The sequence below is a fragment of the Nocardia sp. NPDC050175 genome (assembly GCF_044459885.1).
Taxonomy (GTDB): domain Bacteria; phylum Actinomycetota; class Actinomycetes; order Mycobacteriales; family Mycobacteriaceae; genus Nocardia.
The window spans coordinates 100980-117577 of sequence record NZ_JBITJI010000023.1; the positions used below are offsets into that span (position 1 = coordinate 100980).

The window sequence follows — 16598 nt, forward strand, 5'->3', positions numbered from 1 at the left end:
AATTCTAGATCGGATCCGATGTATCTTGGACGGCATGACGGATTGGCGCCCCGAATCGGCACCCGCCCAGCTGATCAACCATGCGGCCCGGCTCTTCGCCCTGCTCCATGACGGTCGCCTGCGAGCACTGGGCATCACGGCAGGCCAGATCCCCGTCCTCGGCACGCTGGCCGACGGATCCGCCCTGACCCAAAAGGAACTGGCCACCCGATCCAGCGCCGGGCAGCCCGCCATGGCCGAACTGCTGGCCCGCATGCAACGCGACGGCCTGATCGAGCGCACACCGCACCCACACGATCGGCGCAGCAGCTTGGTCGCGCTCACCGACCGGGCACTGTCACTGCTGCCCGAGGCTCGGGCGGTGTTGTCGCACGGCCACGCGGACGCACTCGCCGGCTTCGACGAGAACGAGATTCAGCACCTCGCGGCTCTGCTGACGCGGTTGATCGCCAACTTGGAGCAGGCGGTGTCGTCGGCCGGTGACAGTCGAACGGACGGCACGCCGGCGGAGGAATCCGGATCGGACTGACGTTGCCACGCCGATCCGTCGCACCAGCCTCATTCGGCGAAATCACTTGGATGACACCTGAATTGGGGGCATCTAGTTGCCGGGAGAGCCGGATAGGCTGGGCCCGGTTTCGGCGGAGCGACTCATCGTAGGGGTGCTCATCGAACTCGTCTTCAGTGTTCCCACACCCCTTTCCAGATGGAGATCCCATGCGGTACATCGGTTGTCTGACGGCTGTGCTGGCCGCGGCCGCGCTGAGTATGAGTCTGTCGGCATGCGGCGGTTCCTCGAACCAGGCAGCCACCGCCACCTCGACCACGTCGGCGGCAACCACATCGGCCGCCAAGTACCCGTACGCCCTGACGACCGTGACCTGCGGACCGGCTAAGTCCGGTCTCGACCTCAAGGCGATCACGACCAAAGGGGCCACGAGCGAAGGAATGAACGCGGCGTGTGTGACGGCGATGGCGGTTGCCGACGCCTATCAAGACGCACCCAAGCAGCCCGGCAAGACCTTCATCCAGGTAACCGCGAACAGCACAGCGTGGGCATGCGACCAGCGGCAAGGCAATCCCAATCCGTACATCGAGTGCATGAACCAGCAAGACACGCGGGAAAAGTTGCAGCTGAGCTCGTAGCAGCCCGGCTTCGGCGAGAGATGGGCCGGATCAGGCACTGACACAGAAGTTACGGCGCTACCGGTATAACGAACAGTCATGCGCCCCTTGATCATCTTGCACGGTGCCTGGCTGCAACCGGCCCACTACGACGAGGTCACCCAGCACCTGCGCCACGACGGCATCGATGTCACGGTGCCCGACCTCGCTGGGCATTCCCTCGCCGGCAGCACCCGGCTGGTCCAGGACCTCATCGATCAGGCGGCCGAGGCGCCGGTGGTACTCGCCCACTCCTTCGGCGGTGTCACCGCGACAGGCCTGAAGGGAATCTCGCATCTGCTGTATCTGTCGAGCTTCGTCTTCGACATCGGCGAGAACGCCCAACAGTGGATCGCGCGGATCGAGCAGGAGACCGGCCGCCAAGCAGCCCCGCTGCCACTCACGGTCGATGACGCGGGCCTGACCCGACTGGATCCGGCCGGTGCCCGCGACGGCCTATTCGCCGACTGCACAACCGAAGTCGCGGACCGAGCGATTGATCTGCTGCGCCCGGAACCCGCGACGATTTTCACCGACACACCCGCACATGCGGCGTGGAAGGACACCCCGTCGACCTACATCGCGGCAACCGAAGACAAGGCGATCCTGCCCGAAATGGTCGCCTACTTCACCCAACGCTGCGGCACCAGCGTGGCCTGGCCGAGCGGTCACTGCCCGTTCCTGAGCCGACCCGCCGACGTCGTAGCCCTGGTCCGCGACCACCTCTGACCTATCCCGTTGCGCGCAGCCAGTTTTCGATGGTCATCAGGTCGGGATGGAGTTCACGCAGGTGCGCGAGGTCAGGTTTGTTATCGCCACGATCGTGGTGGCGAGTGCGCGAATGCGGACGTTCCAGAGGCGTTGATGACCAGCCGCTCTGCGGCGTGACTCATTGCCTGCTTGCTGCTTTGTCGACCGTGAAGTCGCGGACCAGCAGGAAGAACGGAATCGCGGTGGCGATGCCCACTGAAAAGGTCAGCACGAACGAGATGGCCCACCAACGCATGATGCCGAGCCGCCGTGCTTCGGAGAAGGCCCAGACGTGGAAGCCGAGCACCACGAAGGCGAGGTCGACCATGGCGAAGCGGCCGGGCACTGTCTTGTAGATGTCGCCGACGAAGAAATCCAGCGCCGACTTCGGCCCGTTGCGCCGTACATAGGGCAGCGCGATCGAGTTCTGCGTCACGAACGCGGCGACGAGCGTCGCGATGAGCGTAGGCCGTCGCCAGGGTGAATCCGCGGTGCCTTCGGACATGGGCAGTCTCCTAAGGTCGTGACGTGAGGTCGCCGGGCTCGCCTCGGAGACGGGCCCGGCAACCGAAGTCTCAGAGATAACTGATACCTATCGTTACATACAATTGGTTACATTAGGGCAACCGCATTGATACGGCGCCGAATGAGCGGCATAGGGGATCACGGTTGATCGGCGATCCGGAACATCGCGATGCGGTGGGCGGCGGTCGCGATGGTCTCCGGGCTCGGGTCGTCGACCAGGCCGGTGGTGACGAGCAGGCGGGCCAGTCGGGGCGGGCCGTTGGTGACGTGATCGCGCAGTAATGGTCGACGCTCTTCGACGGGCAGTTCGATCAACCGCACGATGGCCGAACGGCGGCCACGGGTGAGCGTAACCGATTGGGCGGCACGAACATTCGCCACCCAGGCGGCTTTGCGATAGGCCTGGAGAATGTATCGTTCACCGGCGATCGGCCATACGGCCACGGGCACCGTTCGCGGCCGGCCGCTGTGTCGTCCGGTCGCGGTGAGCAGATACATCGGCCCCATCGCGATGCCCACCTTCTGCAAGGCAACGATGAGTCGGTTGAACCGGTTGATTCTGCGGCGATATCGCTGCGGGTCCATGGCGTTTCCCCCAGGCCGTGGTTTGATGACCGTATCGACTAACGTGATATGACCATATCACTTCCCTGGTATGGACGTAACATCAAAGTTCGACACGGAAGAGAGGTGACGGATCCCTTGCCACGGTTGGTCGATCACGAACAGCGGCGACGCCAGATCACCGACGCCGTGCGCCGCGTCATCGTCAGCGGCGGCATGGGCGCGGTGACCTTCCAAACCGTCGCCGCCGAGGCCGGGTTCTCGGTGCGGCTGGTGCAGTACTACTTCGGCACCAAGCACGAGTTCCTGCTGGCAACCCATCGCTCGGTGATGGAAGACGCAGGCGCGCGCTTCCTACGGCAGTGGAACGCATTGGGTTCCGACGCCACACCCAGGGAGGCAATCCGCGCGGTGCTGATCGAACTGCTCCCCCTCGACGACCAGCGCCATGAAGAAACGCTCGTGCTCGGCGCCTTCGGCTGGGCGAACCTCACCGGGCAGGGCATCAACGCCGAGGAAACCTTCGTCGCACCAAGAGCTGTGGTCACCCTCGTCACCGATCAACTCCGACGCGCCCAACTCCCGGACGAATCGAGCTCGGCCGATCACGCATTGGATGCCGCACTCGTCGTCGCAGCAACCGGCGGAATCGCCCAGGGCATGCTGCAAGGCTTCAGCACCGCGGAATCAGCGACCGAACTCATCGATCATCTACTCGACCGCGTACTGGGACCCGAAAGCAAACACTAGAACGGTCCCCGGGGGACAGACGCACGATGATTCCGGTCCCGAGGCACAATGCCGACATGATCACCGACGATGCCGTCTACCTCGACGGACAGCTGTGCCCCGAGCTCCGGGCGACAGGTTCCGACGGCAACCACAAAACGCCGGGGGCATTCGCATGGATCGGTGTGCGGGATCTCGATGACGACGATCTCACCCAACTGCACCAGGCGGTGGGCCTTGATCCGACCTTGCTGTCCAAGGCTCATCGAGACCTGCAACGGCCAGGCTTGGACGTCCACGGCGAGACCGTGGTCATCGCGCTGACCACGGGCCATTTCAACCCCGAAGACACCTCCATCGACGTAGCCGATGTATTGCTCGCCGTAGGAAGGGATTTCCTGGTGACCGTCGGCACCGACCTCACTCCCCCACCCACCACGCCAGGAACCCACACCGACCTCGCCGACGGGCCGCTCGCCGCATTTCGCGTCGTCCTCGACTCCATTATCGACGGCTACCTGACCCTGCTCGACCACCTCGACCGTGAGATCAAACAGGTCGAGGGCGAGGTCTTCTCCACTGGTCGCGCGAACCCGGTCGAGCAGATCTACCGACTACGCCGCCTGCTGATGGAGTGCGAGCAAACCACGGCCCCACTCGTCGACGAACCCCTCGAACGCTTGGTCCGCCGCCGCCTGCCCGCCTGGATCGCCGACGATCCGTACAGCGCCAACATCGGCGAACAAGCTTTGCACGAAATCGACCGTCACTTCCGCTACATCGACAACCGCGTCCGCGCCCGCCGCGAACTACTCGACGGAGTCCTCAACGCCAACCTCACCCAGGTCGGTATCCGCCAGAACGAAGACATGCGCAAGATCTCCGCCTGGGTCGCCACCGCCGCCGCTCCCACCCTGGTCGCCGGTATCTACGGCATGAATTTCGAAGGCATGCCCGAACTCTCGTGGGCCTACGGCTACCCTGCCGCCCTCGGGCTGATGATCACCCTCGCCACCCTGGTGCACGTCCTGTTCCGCCGCAAAGGATGGCTCTGACCTCACCCTGCGGTGCCGAGGACGTCGAGGGCGGCGGCGACGATGCTGTCGGTGTCGAGGCCGTGGTAGCGGTACACCTCGTCGAGGGATCCGACCTGCCCATAGCGAGTCACACCGAGATCGATGTGATGCACCCGGTTGATCCCGGACAGGAAGGACAACGTGTGCGGGTGGCCGTCCAGGACGGTCACCATCGGCGTGGCCCGACTGGCCGGAAACAGCTGATCCAGGATCCAGCTGTCGCCGTGGCCGCGGCCCTGCCTGGCTTGCATCGCCTCGAAGAGCAGGCCGGGGCTGGTGACACAGACGACGTCGGCCACGACTCCGGCCGAATCGAGACGCTCGGCCGCCGCCGCTGCCTCGGTCACCACGGCACCCATCGCCACGATGGTCACCACCGCACCGTCGCGCCGGCGCAGCGGATATCCGCCTGCGACAACCTGTTTGCGACGGCGTTCCCTAGCGGCGGGATCGGTGGGCACCTCGGCGAGTTGCTGCTCGACCGGTCTGGTCGACAGCCGCAGATACGCCGAGGTCCCGTCCGGTCGGCCCAGCCGCGCGATACTGGCCAGCAGGGTCCATTCCACGTCGATGGCGAACGCGGGCTCGTAGCAGATCAGGCCGGGGGTCTCGATTCCGATCGACGGCGTCGTAATCGATTGGTGCGCACCGCCTTCGGCGGCGAGGGTGACGCCGGACGGGGTGCCGATCAGAATGGACTGACCGCCCGCGTAGATGCCGTAGGTCCACGGCTCGAGCGCGCGTTCGACAAACGGGTCGTAGAGCACGCCGATCGGGAACAGGGGTTGCCCCCACCGGCTCCAGGTCGCACCGAGTTCGCTGATGAGTCCGACCAGATTCGTTTCGGCGATACCGAGTTCCATGTGCTGACCGGTGGGTTGCTCGTGCCACCGCATGAGTGTTTCGGCGTCGTCGGCGAACCAGTCGTGCCGTTCGGCGGTCGACCACACGCCGACCTTGTTGATCCAGCCCGCCAGATTGGTGGTGGAACTGACGTCGGGGCTGACGGTGATCACGCGCCGCGCCAGTTCCGGGGCCGCACGGGTCAGATCGAGCAGTGTTCGGCCCAACGCCGCCTGAGTGGTGGTGGTACCTTTCGGCGTGCGGCCGAAATCCCCTGAGACAGTGGGTGGTTCGGTCGGATGGACGGGGTCGCGATGCAGCCGCGCTGCGGTATCCGTGCACAGCCGGGCGGCGGGGCTGTCGTCGGCGAGTCGCTCCCACGGCTGCTGCGGATCTCGACCCAGCTCCGCGGCGAGGGACTCGTATTCGGCCACCGACAGCAACGACGAATGGTTCTGCGGGTGCCCCTGCGTCGGCAGTCCATAGCCTTTGATGGTGTAGGCGATGATCACCGTCGGGCGGGTGTCGTCGATCTGCGCATAGGCATCGATCAAGGCCTGCATGTCGTGCCCGCCGAGGTTGCGGATCGCGGCCAGCAGGGTCGAATCATCCAGTCCGGCAATCAATTCCGCCAATTGCGCCTGGTCGGCACCAGTACCGGGCAGCCGACGCCGCAGCTCGTCGGCATCGCAGCGCAGCAGTCGCTGATACTCAGGGTTGGGCATTTCGAGGACCCGGGTGCGCAGGGCGAGACCGCCGGGCCGGGTGAACAGCGATTCCAGCAGGTGCCCGAACTTGGCGGTGAGCACCTGCCAGCCCGCCGCGGCGAACATCGCCTCCAACCGGCCCACCGCGATATTGGGCACCACCCGGTCCAGGGACTGGCGGTTCAGATCGACGATCCACACGATCTCACCGAGCTCGGCGTTGCCGGGATCGACGATGGCCTCCCACACCGCGCCCTCGTCCAATTCCGCGTCGCCGACCAGGGAGTACTGCCGACCACTGCCGGTATCGACACCCAGCGCGGAGTTGAGGTAGCGGCGGGCGATCGCTCCCCAGATCGGGGCGGTCGCACCGATACCCACCGATCCGGTGGAGTAGTCGACCGGATCGGGATCCTTGGATCGGCTGGGATAGGACTGCAGGCCACCGAATTGCCGCAAGGTGGTCAGGTACGACTCGTCCAGCTCGCCGAGCAGATAGTTGATGGCATGCAGCACCGGCGAGGCGTGCGGTTTGACCGAGACCCGGTCGCCGGATCGCAAGGCGGTAAACCACAACGAGGTCATGATCGTGGTCATCGACGCGCACGACGCCTGGTGACCGCCGACCTTCAGTCCGGATGGGTTCGGCCGCACCCGGTTTGCGTGATGAATCATCGCCACCGCCAGCCAGCGCGTGCGGCGCTCGATCTCCGACAGGGCGCCGAGATCGACTGCGGCGGCAGCGCTGTGCTGGTAGTTCGGCGCGGTGAGGTCGGTCATCGGCTTGCTCCTCGAAGGGAATCCGGGTGGTCGGATGCGTCCGTGCCTGGTTCGGCCATCGATCGCACGACGGCGTTGCGCTCGATCTTGCCATTCGCCGTCCGCTCGCCTCGCCGGAATTCCAGGGACGTGGCGGCACGCGGGACCATCCTGACCCGCTACCACCAGCGTTTCTGCTACCGTCGATACCTAGCACATCTAGGTATCGGAGTCCGATGCATATCGACAAAGACTTGGTAGCCGCGGCGGCGACGCCGCTGGTGCTCGGGATACTCGCCGACGGTGAGTCCTACGGGTACGCCATCCTCAAGCGGGTCAACGAGCTGTCCGGCGGGCGTATGCAATGGACCGACGGAATGCTCTATCCACTGCTGCACCGGCTGGAACGACTGGGCCATGTGACGTCGGCCTGGCAGTCCGCCGACACCGGGCGGCGGCGCAAACATTATGCGATCACCGATTCGGGCCGCGCCGCGCTCGCGGAACGCCGCACTCAATGGGCCGTCGTGGCCGATGCACTCGGACAGGTCTGGCACAGCATCGAGCAGCCGCCGACCACGGCGAAAGGATGGGCGTGATGAGTACCGATGCCGAACTGGAGTCGCAGATCGGACAGTGGCGCGGATATGTCCAGCGTCAGCACGCGATATCGGCCGCTGACGTCGAGGAGATGGAAGACCATCTGCGCGAGCAGGTTTCGGAGCTGACCGGCGTCGGACTCGCCGCCGACGAGGCGTTCCTGGTCGCGGTCAAACGGATGGGCAGCGTGGACTCGATCTCCCGCGAGTTCGCCCGCGAACATTCCGATCGGCTGTGGAAACAGCTGGTACTGCTGCCCGCCGAACCCGAAGGCGGGGCCGCCCCGCCCAAGCGCGAGTTGATCGTCGTGCTCGCCCTGGCCGTCGTCGCGGCGCTGACGTTGAAGCTCGGCCTCGCGGTACTCGACGGTGCCGCGGTGGCGCGCAATGCCAGTCTGTTCGTATTGCCTTTCCTCGCTGCCTATTTCGCGTGGAAGCGGCAGGTGACGTCGCGCGTCGCCGCCGCGTTGCTTGTACCGTTCGCGCTCGCCGCCCTCGTGCTGAACGTCTTTCCCTTCGACCCGGAGGGATCGACCGAGATCATCGCCGCGATCCACGCACCGATCGCGCTGTGGTTCGTCGTCGGCCTCGCCTACGTCGGCGGGGACTGGCGATCCGACCGGCGCCGAATGGATTTCATCCGATTCACCGGCGAATGGATCGTCTACCTCACCCTGCTCGCCTTCGGCGGCGGCGTGCTGATGGGACTGACCGTCAATGCGTTTCGCACGCTCGACGTGGATATCGAATGGGTCATCGGAGATTGGGTGGCACCGTTCGGCGTCGCGGGTGCGGTGATCGTCGCGGCCTGGCTGGTCGAGGCCAAGCAGAACGTGGTGGAGAACATCGCCCCGGTACTCACGCGCGTGTTCACCCCGCTCACCGTCGTGATGTTGCTCGCGCTGCTGGTGGCGTTCGCGGCCAACCGCAGCGTCATCGACATCGACCGCAATCTGCTGATTCTGATGGATCTGATTCTCGTGGTGGTGCTCGGATTGCTGTTGTACGCGATCTCCGCGCGCGATCCACAGGCCCCGCCCGACACCTTCGACCGGCTGCAACTGCTCCTGATCATCAGCGCCCTCGCCGTCGATGTGGTGATGCTGGCCGCGATGGCCTCGCGGATCGCGGAATTCGGCTTCACCCCGAACAAGGCGGTCGCGCTCGGCATGAACCTGGTGCTGCTGGTGAATCTGGCGTGGTCGGTGCGGCTCGGCTTCGGGTTCGTCCGTGGCCGGCGCGGATTCGCCGAGGTCGAACGCTGGCAAACCCAGTACCTGCCGGTCTACGGCGCGTGGGCCGCGGCCGTAATCATCGTGCTCCCACCGATTTTCGACTTCGCTTGACGGCGACCTATCGGGACGGCTCGAGGAGTTCGGCCAGCGCGATGGTGTCGTGCAGGTAGCGCTCGTAGGGAAAACCGGCGGCGAGCAGGGCGGTGCGTAGCTCGTCGGCAAGCGGTTTGCCGGTCCCGTGGAACGCGTTGCGGCCCGCTTCGGTGGTCCGGACCAGTCGTCGTCGTTTGTGCTCGGGGTCGATCTCGATCTGCACGAACCCGGCTTCTTCCAGCGGCCGTAGCGACCGGCTGATAGCCGGATCGGATACCGAAAGCGCCTGCGCCAGTTGATGCTGGGTCACCGGTTCGATGTCTTCCAACGTGCCGAGCAGCCGAATCTGGCTGTAAGACAGCCCGCCGGTGTTGTCCACCCGCCGCCGTGTCGCTTCGCCGAGTAGGAACACCACGCGATGCAGCAAGTCTCCGAGTCCGTCGTCCACACGTCGAGCATAACCGGGTCTTACCCCGTTAAGATTGAACCTCGGGAACGCTCCGGCGCGGCTTGCCGAACAGTCAGCCCAGCAGGTTTGCCACGAGACCGAGGGTCCATGCGGGGCTGAGCGGCTCGTTGGTGAAAACGGCCCGATAGTAGAGCGGAGCGAGCACGGCGTCAGTCGTGCGTTCCAGGCTCGGGGGCTGCCCGCCACGAGCCTGTTCTCGCTCGAGGATGGCTTCGAGCTGTTGCTGTCGCTCGCCCCGGCATGCGGCGGCGCCTTGCTCGCCGCCGATGCCGATGGTGGCGCGCACCAGCGCGAGAGTGTCCGGGTCGCAGAGGTCCTTGGCGAGGTCGGCGGCATACCGTTCCAGATCCGCGCGCAGGCTGCCGGTATCCGGCACCACGATATCGCCGGAGAAGCGGCTGGTAGCGACGTCGGCGAGCAGGTCGCCGATCGATCCCCACCGACGGTAGACGGTGGTGGCATGCACGCCGGCGCGGGCGGCCACGACGGGAATCGTCAACGGTTCGACGGCCTCGTCGGTGATCAGCTCTCCGATGGCCCGGTGCACCGCCGCTCGGACGCGGGCAGACCGGCCGCCGGGTCGGCTGCCGGCGTGCGGAGGAGATGTCAGTTCGGGCATACCAGCATTATCGCACCGATCACTGCATTATTATCGCAATGATCGCTGCTTTTGTGTTAGCTTGAAGGTGCTAACGCAACGATCACTGCGAATGATATGCCTGGAGACACCGTGAAGACAGCAAGCAGGGTTAAGCAGAACCTCGAAGTTCGGCGATCGGACCACACGACAATCCGGTACACGGCCAGCGGCCCGAGTGGCGGGCAGACGCTGGTCCTCATCCACGGTTGGGCGTGCGACCGCAGCGACTTCGACGCGGTGACCGACCACCTGCCCGACGACTACCGCGTCCTCGCGATCGACCTCGCCGAGCACGGGGAATCACGATCATCGCGGAACACGTGGACCATGGCGGAATTCGCTCGCGACGTGGCCGCGGTGCTGGAAGCCCAGTCGGTCGACACCGCAGTCGTTGTCGGCCACTCACTCGGCGGGGCCGTGGCCATCGAAGTCGGCAGGCTTCTTCCCGACACGATCTCGCACGTGGTCGCACTCGACGCCCTGCACTATTTATCGCTGTTCCCGGCGCTGAGCGAAGCTCAGGCCGAGACGATGGTGCGCATGTTCCGCGATGACTTCGCCGGCGGGGTACGTGGCCTCGTCGAGGGCGGTTCGCCGGACGGGACCGACCCCGCACTCATCGACGCGTACTTCGAAAAGATGGTCGCAGTACGGCAACCCGCGGGATTGCACGCCATCGAGGGCTTGGTGCGATGGGACATGGACGCGGCATTGCGTGCGACGCCGCAGCCGATCACCGTGTTCGCGATACGCGATCTGGTGACGCACGAAGCGATCGACCGCTATCGGGAGCGCTTCGACATCGTGCTCATCGACCTTGGCAGCCACCACTTTCCAGTAGAGGACCCTGCGGGCACGGCGAACCTTCTGGCCGGCGTGCGGAGCCGGTGAGGTGCTATCCAGCGAAGCGAAGGGGTCGACTGTGTCCACGACACCTGAAATGAGCCCGCTGCGACTACGGGAAGTCACCATCCCCAATCGAGTGTGGATGTCCCCCATGGCCCAATACGCCGCGGGCCCGGACGGAAAACCGACCGACTGGCATCTCGTGCACTACGGCGCACGAACGATCGGCGGCGTCGGTCTGATCATGATCGAGGCGAACGCCGTGGGACCGCTGCACCGGACCACGTCCGCCGACCTCGGCATCTGGAATGCGGAACAGGCCGCCGCGCACCGGCGCCTGACCACGTTCATCCGCGCGCGCGGCACCGTAGCCGGGATCCAACTGCAGGCTGCCGGACGGAAGGGTTCCCACCAGCTGCCCTGGGTGGGTGCCGGGCAGAACGGTTCCGTGGACGTCGCCGACGACGGCTGGCAAACGTTCGGGCCGTCTGCTGTTCCCTTCGGTGACTTGACCGCACCAAGGGAGGCCGGCCGGGCCCACATCGACGAGGTGGTCGAGGCCTTCGCGCACGCGACCCGGATGGCACACCTGGCCGGGTATCAGGTGGTCGAAATCCAAGCCGCGCACGGATATCTGCTGCACGAATTCCTCTCCCCGCTGTCCAATCATCGGACGGACGAGTACGGCGGAAGTCGACAGAACCGGATGCGCCTCGCGCTGCGGGTAGCCGGCGCCGTTCGGGCCGCCTTCCCGCCGGAGAAGGCTGTCTTCGTCCGGATCACCGCCACGGACTGGGTCGAGGGCGGCCTCACCATCGACGACGCGATGGCGTTCGGCAAGGAACTGGCAGCCCTGGGTATCGACCTGCTCGACGTCACGTCCGGATTGGTGGTGCGGGACCAAGCGGCCCGGCCGCCGACGCGAGCGGGGGTCCACGTCGACTTCGCGGCAACGCTCAAGGACGCGACGGGACTCGCGGTCGCCACGGTCGGACAGATCGACAACCTGACGGTGGCCGGGGAACTGATAGCGGACGGCTGGACGGATGCCGTGATGATCGGACGGCCTCTCCTCCGCGACCCATACTTCGCCCTACGCGAACGCCCCGCGGACAAAGCCGCCTGGCCCCACCAGTACCAGCGCGCCCTTTGAGCTCCGGGGCGGATGGCGTCGGCAAATCAGATTTCGAGTCCGGTGACAGTAGGACGACGCCGCGGATGTTCAGTTCCGGCGCATAGGCGCCGCTGCACCGGACGGTCAGACCAACCATCCGTTCTGTCGATGGTTTTCGTAGTAGTCGTCCTCGTCGTCCAGATCATGCGGGGTGTACAGCGCCTCCCGATTGGGCTTGCGCGTTCCTGGAATGACGTGGCCAGTGGGAGCCGCGGGAGCGGGCCGGGGTGGTTCGGGCGTGAACGTATGCGCCGGGGCTGCAGGAGGTTCGACTACGGCGGGAACCGGGTAGAGCGCATCCAGATCAGGGGCCTCCGGCGCCGTCTCAGCTTCTTGAAGGTCCGGATCCAGTGCGCCGGATCGGGATTCGAACAGTGCACGCGCAGCTCTTTGCGTCGCCTCGACGATCGCGGTCTCCAGCCGCGGCACGGTGCTGCCACGAAAGGCGCTCGGTGAAATATCGATGACGGTGACGATTCCGATCGAATTCACCGTTGCCCGGACCGTCCGGTCGTTCGAGGTCCCGTTGCCGTCGCCCTCCGCGCGAGGGGTGCCAGAAGGTGCCGCAGGCTGCCGAGTTGCGGGCGATTGTTCCGGGACCGCCTCCGCTAGGTCCGAGAAGTCCCTGCGGATCTCGGCGGCCGGCGCCGTCGCCCGCTTTCTGGACGGAGCCACATTGCGGGCGGCTTGCTGGATGGCCGCTACTAGCGAGCCCGCCAGGTATTGCGGATTGCTACGGCGAAAGATTTCGGGAGCGAGGTGCACAGTCTTCACGACTCCGGCCGCGCTGACCACGACCTCGACCAGGCCGTCCTGGGATTGCGCGGTGGCGGAGATGGCGGACAGCTGCCTGTTTGCCGCTACCAGTTCAGCTTGCCGACCATCGATGTCGGCCAGCAGAGCCTGGAGGTTGAACTCGTCCACGTCACGCTCCCACCCGTATCTGTTGCCAACGATGGTAGCTGTGATCGGTGACGTCTTGCGTACTGTCCCTTGAGAATTGAGCACGCTCGGATAGCATGTCCGATGCTGCGCCAAGATTGGGAGGGGTTCCGTGGCCGATGTCCTGAACGTGCCAACGACCGAAGACTTCACGGCCTTCAACGCATTGCTGGCCAAACAGGCCGAGCATTTCGCGCCGATGATCGCCTGGGCGGGCACGGAGTGTACGGAATCTGAAGGCTTGGATGGCCTGCTATCGCTCTTGCGGCCACATGTGCATGAGCCTGCGGATTTCTTTGCGGAAAAACTGAAACAATGCCAGTCCGGTATGGGGGTAATTCAAGAGAAGATCACCACTGTCGATACTCGATTCGGCGACCAGGACAGGGACAGAGCCGCTGATACGGCGAAGCTTTTTCCCGACGACACCTCCTTTGTGCCAAGTATCGCGGCGATACCAGGAGCGTCGTCACTGGGCAACTTCAATGACGAGGGCGTCACGCTGAAGGCACCCGAGAAGCCGGACTCGATCAGCAAGGGCCTGCTCGGGCATCTGGTGGAGTTTCGTAATCCGGTCAAGGCCAAGGGCGTAAGCGGAGCATGGTCAGCGGTAATGGGTGGCAATCATCTATGGATCGCAGACAAGGCGTACAAGATGGTAACCGGGGACAGTCTGATAGATAAACTGTTCAAACCTTTGGCTGGCGACTGGGATCGTCTCATGTATCTGCACGACGCGTACGACACGCTGGGGGACGCGTGCTACACCGTCGCGGCGACATTGCGCAAAGGATCCTGGAAGCTGGGTGGCGAATGGAAAGGCGATACCGGCACGGCATTCGACGCGTACATGTTCCGCTGGACCAGCGGCATCGGCGGTATAGGGGACGGCGCAAAAGTAGTCGCAAAAGCCTACAGCGCAGGTTATGAGGCAATTTCCAATCTGGTGAGTATCGTCGTATCCGCGATCGATCGCGCCATCAGTACCGCCATCAAGGCACTGGCCGAAGAGGTGCTGAAGATGGTCGCCGGCGACGCAGCAATCGAGATCGTCGGCTTGGGTCCGGAAGATCCGCTCGCCGATATCGCGGCCGCAGCGTGGACGGCCTGGCGAATGGTCAAGATATACGAGAAAGTCAAGTTGGTGGCCGGTATCGTAACAACGATATATCAGACTTATCAGTTGATCGAGACGGAAGCCTCGAAGATTTGGGATGAGGCGAAGAAAGCCATCGAGGGCTTGAGTACTGACATAAGTATCGGCAGCGTGGTACAGGATGTCGAACAGCGCGGGTTTTCGTTCGAGAAGAATGCCGCATGGACGCCGCTGCTCGGTGTCGGCCGGATGACAATGCTGCCTTCGGCGACGGGGTAGACGATGCTGGAGAATATTTTCGAGTTCAAGGTGGTCGCCAGGCTTGGCGTCCGGAACACCACGTTCGACATCTCGGTGCCCGGATCTGATCGGCCCGTGGCCAGGGCGCACCGACGTGAAAAGTTGTCATCATTGGTCTGGGATGATGATCTGGATGACGACCTGGGCGTGTATGTCGGGCCGAATCTCGATCATCGAGTCGGTTCGATCAATCCCCGCGCCGCATACGACGTAGACGGCAATAGTGTCGGATATGTCAAATCCCGGAAAACCCGTTTGGGTAGCCTCGGCTACATCCGGGAGTTACACCAAGATGGGGTGGGTGCACTTGTCGGGAAAGAAGTCGGCGCCAGCGCGAAGGTAATGAGTCGGCGCGGACTGGATTTTCTCCCACTCGCTGATATCGCAACCTCGATCGCCAAGGTCGATGTTCACTTTCGCAGCGATTCGAGTCCTGGATTCGACATGGTCAAGCCCTTCGGCCGGGTTGGGACCCACTACTTTTCGGTGCACGATACCCGGATCAGTCGGCTCCTCATGCTCTGCTGCATTTTCGCGGAATAGACGCACGTCAGCGCGGCAGTGGGTTGAGAGCGAGCTGGCGCGTCTGCGCGATCACCGCCCCGGTAGTGTCCAGGACGAGCTGATCCTGGACGAACATCCGCTCGCCGACCTCGGGCGTTGTTGCGATGACCCGCAGCCAGCCGGGTGCTGGGCGGCGGTGCAGATGGGTGGTGAGCTGGACGGTCGGCGCCCAGCCGAAACGTCCCAGATTCATCGATACCGGCGGGCTCATATCGCCGGCCATCATCGCGAAATATGCCGCCACCTCAGGGTCCTGCTCATCGGCCGGACGCGGGCGGATTCACAGCCGTAGCTGGGGCTTGCCCTGCTCACCGTCGAGGAAGCGAGCCCAGATCGGATCGAGGGCCACCGAGGCACCCTCGCTGAGGTGGGCGATGCGCATGGGCGAATCCGGCCCGTAGGCGACGGCGTCGGCGGTCGGTTCGGCGGGCATATCGGTATGACTCTCGGGGACGTAGACCGGTGGCGCGTCGTCGAGGTGACCGAAGGTGAATGCGGTGTGCACCAGGGTGCGCCCATCCTGCACGAGATCCGCGTCGACCAGGCAGATCTGCCGGCCGGTCTTGCGGATGCGCACCTCGTAGTCGACTTGGCCTGCGTCGGGCGCACCGAGGAAATCGGTGCTGGCCGCCATCGGCGACATCGCCGCGGATTCCGGTTCCGCAGCTACTACTGTTTCCGGACCTGGGATATGACCTCGGCCGTTCGCGACCATAAGACGAAACCATCTCTCGTCGTCAATAGGGTTCTCCGGGACGACCGAGTCGCAGGCATTTTACTTCCAGAAGCACACAGGAAGCACACCTATCAGTTTGCTTTATTGGCGGGAATTGTCAGTCGGTTGCCGGTTGTTCTTGGGTGTGTCGATAGCGCGTGCAGTGGAGGCCGGAGAGGACAGTCGGATGAAGGATATTCTGGCCCCTGAGCTGGACGTGCTCTTCTGCGGTATCAACCCCGGCCTCTCCTCGGCTGCCGCCGGCTTACCCTTCGCGACCCGCGGCAGCCGGTGGTGGCCCGCGCTACATCGGTCGGGCTTCACACCGCGGGTGCTCGCGCCCGCCGAAGCCGACCAGCTGCCGACCTGGGGACTGGGCTTGACGACGATGGTCCGACGGCCAACCACCAAGGCAGCCGAACTGACTCGTGCGGAACTGGTCGCCGGGGCCGCCGAACTGACGAAACGCGTGCACACTTGGCGGCCGCAGTGGCTGGCCATCCTTGGCGTCACCGCGTTCCGCGCCGGCTACGGACGACCGGAGGCCATCGTCGGGCCACAAGATCTCCGCATCGGGGAGACAAAACTATGGGTGCTCCCGAACCCCAGCGGCCTCAACGCGCACTATCCGCCGCAACAGCTCGCAGAAGAGTTCGCGCGGCTGCGCCGAGCGGCAGCCATACCCGATCGAAGTCGACCCGCCGGAGATCCCGGAAACGACGAAAGCCCCCCAGCGTGAGCTGGGGGGCTTTCGTGAATGATGTTCCGGCGGTGTCCTACTCTCCCACACCCTGTCGAGTGCAGTACC

At 64.6% G+C, this 16598-nt stretch carries 20 protein-coding genes; 12 read left to right on the top strand and 8 right to left on the bottom strand.

The window, feature by feature from the left end; translation table 11 throughout:
- Nucleotides 1-34: 34 nt before the first annotated feature.
- From ACIBK2_RS44800 to ACIBK2_RS44810, 3 genes are all read left to right on the top strand, one after another.
- Nucleotides 35-529 (top strand): MarR family winged helix-turn-helix transcriptional regulator, encoded by a 495-nt coding sequence (locus ACIBK2_RS44800; RefSeq protein ID WP_396977215.1) that lies wholly within the window; start codon nucleotides 35-37, stop codon nucleotides 527-529.
- A gap of 188 nt (nucleotides 530-717) precedes the next feature.
- The gene (locus ACIBK2_RS44805; RefSeq protein WP_396977217.1) at nucleotides 718-1146 is read left to right on the top strand and encodes a hypothetical protein; all 429 of its coding nucleotides are present in this window, start codon (nucleotides 718-720) and stop codon (nucleotides 1144-1146) included.
- A gap of 78 nt (nucleotides 1147-1224) precedes the next feature.
- Nucleotides 1225-1893 carry an alpha/beta fold hydrolase gene (locus ACIBK2_RS44810; RefSeq protein ID WP_396977219.1) on the top strand — a complete coding sequence of 223 codons (669 nt, stop codon included), beginning with the start codon at nucleotides 1225-1227 and terminating at the stop codon, nucleotides 1891-1893.
- A gap of 160 nt (nucleotides 1894-2053) precedes the next feature.
- Here the strand turns inward: ACIBK2_RS44810 and ACIBK2_RS44815 are convergent, their stop codons facing one another.
- Together ACIBK2_RS44815 and ACIBK2_RS44820 are read right to left on the bottom strand one after the other, a co-directional pair.
- A complete protein-coding gene (locus ACIBK2_RS44815) occupies nucleotides 2054-2419 on the bottom strand; it encodes a DUF2834 domain-containing protein (protein WP_396977220.1) in 366 nt (121 codons plus the stop codon).
- 158 nt (nucleotides 2420-2577) lie between these two features.
- Entirely contained in the window at nucleotides 2578-3024 is a 447-nt protein-coding gene (locus ACIBK2_RS44820; protein WP_396977222.1) for a nitroreductase/quinone reductase family protein, read from the bottom strand.
- Nucleotides 3025-3129: 105 nt separating this feature from the next.
- On the opposite strand from ACIBK2_RS44820, the gene ACIBK2_RS44825 reads away from it, so the two are divergent.
- Nucleotides 3130-3753: a TetR/AcrR family transcriptional regulator gene (locus tag ACIBK2_RS44825; protein ID WP_396977224.1), complete on the top strand. Its 624-nt coding sequence runs from the start codon at nucleotides 3130-3132 to the stop codon at nucleotides 3751-3753.
- Between the two features lie 56 nt (nucleotides 3754-3809).
- Nucleotides 3810-4787: a CorA family divalent cation transporter gene (locus tag ACIBK2_RS44830; protein WP_396977226.1), complete on the top strand. Its 978-nt coding sequence runs from the start codon at nucleotides 3810-3812 to the stop codon at nucleotides 4785-4787.
- A 2-nt stretch (nucleotides 4788-4789) separates the two neighbouring features.
- Here the strand turns inward: ACIBK2_RS44830 and ACIBK2_RS44835 are convergent, their stop codons facing one another.
- Nucleotides 4790-7138: a transketolase-like TK C-terminal-containing protein gene (locus ACIBK2_RS44835; protein WP_396977228.1), complete on the bottom strand. Its 2349-nt coding sequence runs from the start codon at nucleotides 7136-7138 to the stop codon at nucleotides 4790-4792.
- A 215-nt stretch (nucleotides 7139-7353) separates the two neighbouring features.
- Between ACIBK2_RS44835 and ACIBK2_RS44840 the strand changes: the two genes are divergently transcribed.
- Together ACIBK2_RS44840 and ACIBK2_RS44845 are read left to right on the top strand one after the other, a co-directional pair.
- The gene (locus ACIBK2_RS44840) at nucleotides 7354-7716 is read left to right on the top strand and encodes a PadR family transcriptional regulator (RefSeq protein WP_396977230.1); all 363 of its coding nucleotides are present in this window, start codon (nucleotides 7354-7356) and stop codon (nucleotides 7714-7716) included.
- Nucleotides 7716-9062 (top strand): permease prefix domain 1-containing protein, encoded by a 1347-nt coding sequence (locus tag ACIBK2_RS44845; protein ID WP_396977232.1) that lies wholly within the window; start codon nucleotides 7716-7718, stop codon nucleotides 9060-9062. Before ACIBK2_RS44840 ends, ACIBK2_RS44845 begins: the two co-directional genes overlap by 1 nt.
- 7 nt (nucleotides 9063-9069) lie before the next feature.
- Here the strand turns inward: ACIBK2_RS44845 and ACIBK2_RS44850 are convergent, their stop codons facing one another.
- Together ACIBK2_RS44850 and ACIBK2_RS44855 are read right to left on the bottom strand one after the other, a co-directional pair.
- Complete coding sequence (locus tag ACIBK2_RS44850) at nucleotides 9070-9492, bottom strand: MarR family winged helix-turn-helix transcriptional regulator (RefSeq protein ID WP_396977234.1); 423 nt, start codon at nucleotides 9490-9492, stop codon at nucleotides 9070-9072.
- 73 nt (nucleotides 9493-9565) lie between these two features.
- A complete protein-coding gene (locus ACIBK2_RS44855; protein WP_396977236.1) occupies nucleotides 9566-10132 on the bottom strand; it encodes a TetR/AcrR family transcriptional regulator C-terminal ligand-binding domain-containing protein in 567 nt (188 codons plus the stop codon).
- Nucleotides 10133-10243: 111 nt separating this feature from the next.
- On the opposite strand from ACIBK2_RS44855, the gene ACIBK2_RS44860 reads away from it, so the two are divergent.
- Both ACIBK2_RS44860 and ACIBK2_RS44865 read left to right on the top strand, forming a co-directional pair.
- On the top strand, nucleotides 10244-11044 hold the full coding sequence (locus ACIBK2_RS44860; RefSeq protein WP_396977238.1) for an alpha/beta fold hydrolase: 801 nt from the start codon (nucleotides 10244-10246) through the stop codon (nucleotides 11042-11044).
- A 31-nt stretch (nucleotides 11045-11075) separates the two neighbouring features.
- The gene (locus ACIBK2_RS44865; protein WP_396977239.1) at nucleotides 11076-12152 is read left to right on the top strand and encodes an NADH:flavin oxidoreductase/NADH oxidase; all 1077 of its coding nucleotides are present in this window, start codon (nucleotides 11076-11078) and stop codon (nucleotides 12150-12152) included.
- 105 nt (nucleotides 12153-12257) lie between these two features.
- On the opposite strand, the gene ACIBK2_RS44870 is transcribed toward ACIBK2_RS44865, so the two are convergent.
- A complete protein-coding gene (locus ACIBK2_RS44870) occupies nucleotides 12258-13097 on the bottom strand; it encodes a YbaB/EbfC family nucleoid-associated protein (protein WP_396977241.1) in 840 nt (279 codons plus the stop codon).
- A 130-nt stretch (nucleotides 13098-13227) separates the two neighbouring features.
- Here ACIBK2_RS44870 and ACIBK2_RS44875 point away from each other — a divergent pair, with 130 nt between their 5' ends.
- Nucleotides 13228-14490: a hypothetical protein gene (locus ACIBK2_RS44875; protein WP_396977243.1), complete on the top strand. Its 1263-nt coding sequence runs from the start codon at nucleotides 13228-13230 to the stop codon at nucleotides 14488-14490.
- A gap of 3 nt (nucleotides 14491-14493) precedes the next feature.
- Nucleotides 14494-15054, top strand: a complete 561-nt coding sequence (locus tag ACIBK2_RS44880) for a hypothetical protein (RefSeq protein ID WP_396977245.1) — start codon at nucleotides 14494-14496, stop codon at nucleotides 15052-15054.
- Between the two features lie 7 nt (nucleotides 15055-15061).
- Here the strand turns inward: ACIBK2_RS44880 and ACIBK2_RS44885 are convergent, their stop codons facing one another.
- Together ACIBK2_RS44885 and ACIBK2_RS44890 are read right to left on the bottom strand one after the other, a co-directional pair.
- Entirely contained in the window at nucleotides 15062-15355 is a 294-nt protein-coding gene (locus ACIBK2_RS44885; RefSeq protein WP_396977252.1) for a hypothetical protein, read from the bottom strand.
- On the bottom strand, nucleotides 15356-15790 hold the full coding sequence (locus ACIBK2_RS44890; protein WP_396977247.1) for an acyl-CoA thioesterase domain-containing protein: 435 nt from the start codon (nucleotides 15788-15790) through the stop codon (nucleotides 15356-15358). It abuts the gene before it with no gap.
- 187 nt (nucleotides 15791-15977) lie between these two features.
- Here ACIBK2_RS44890 and mug point away from each other — a divergent pair, with 187 nt between their 5' ends.
- Nucleotides 15978-16529 carry a G/U mismatch-specific DNA glycosylase gene (gene mug / locus ACIBK2_RS44895; RefSeq protein ID WP_396977249.1) on the top strand — a complete coding sequence of 184 codons (552 nt, stop codon included), beginning with the start codon at nucleotides 15978-15980 and terminating at the stop codon, nucleotides 16527-16529.
- Nucleotides 16530-16598: the final 69 nt, after the last annotated feature.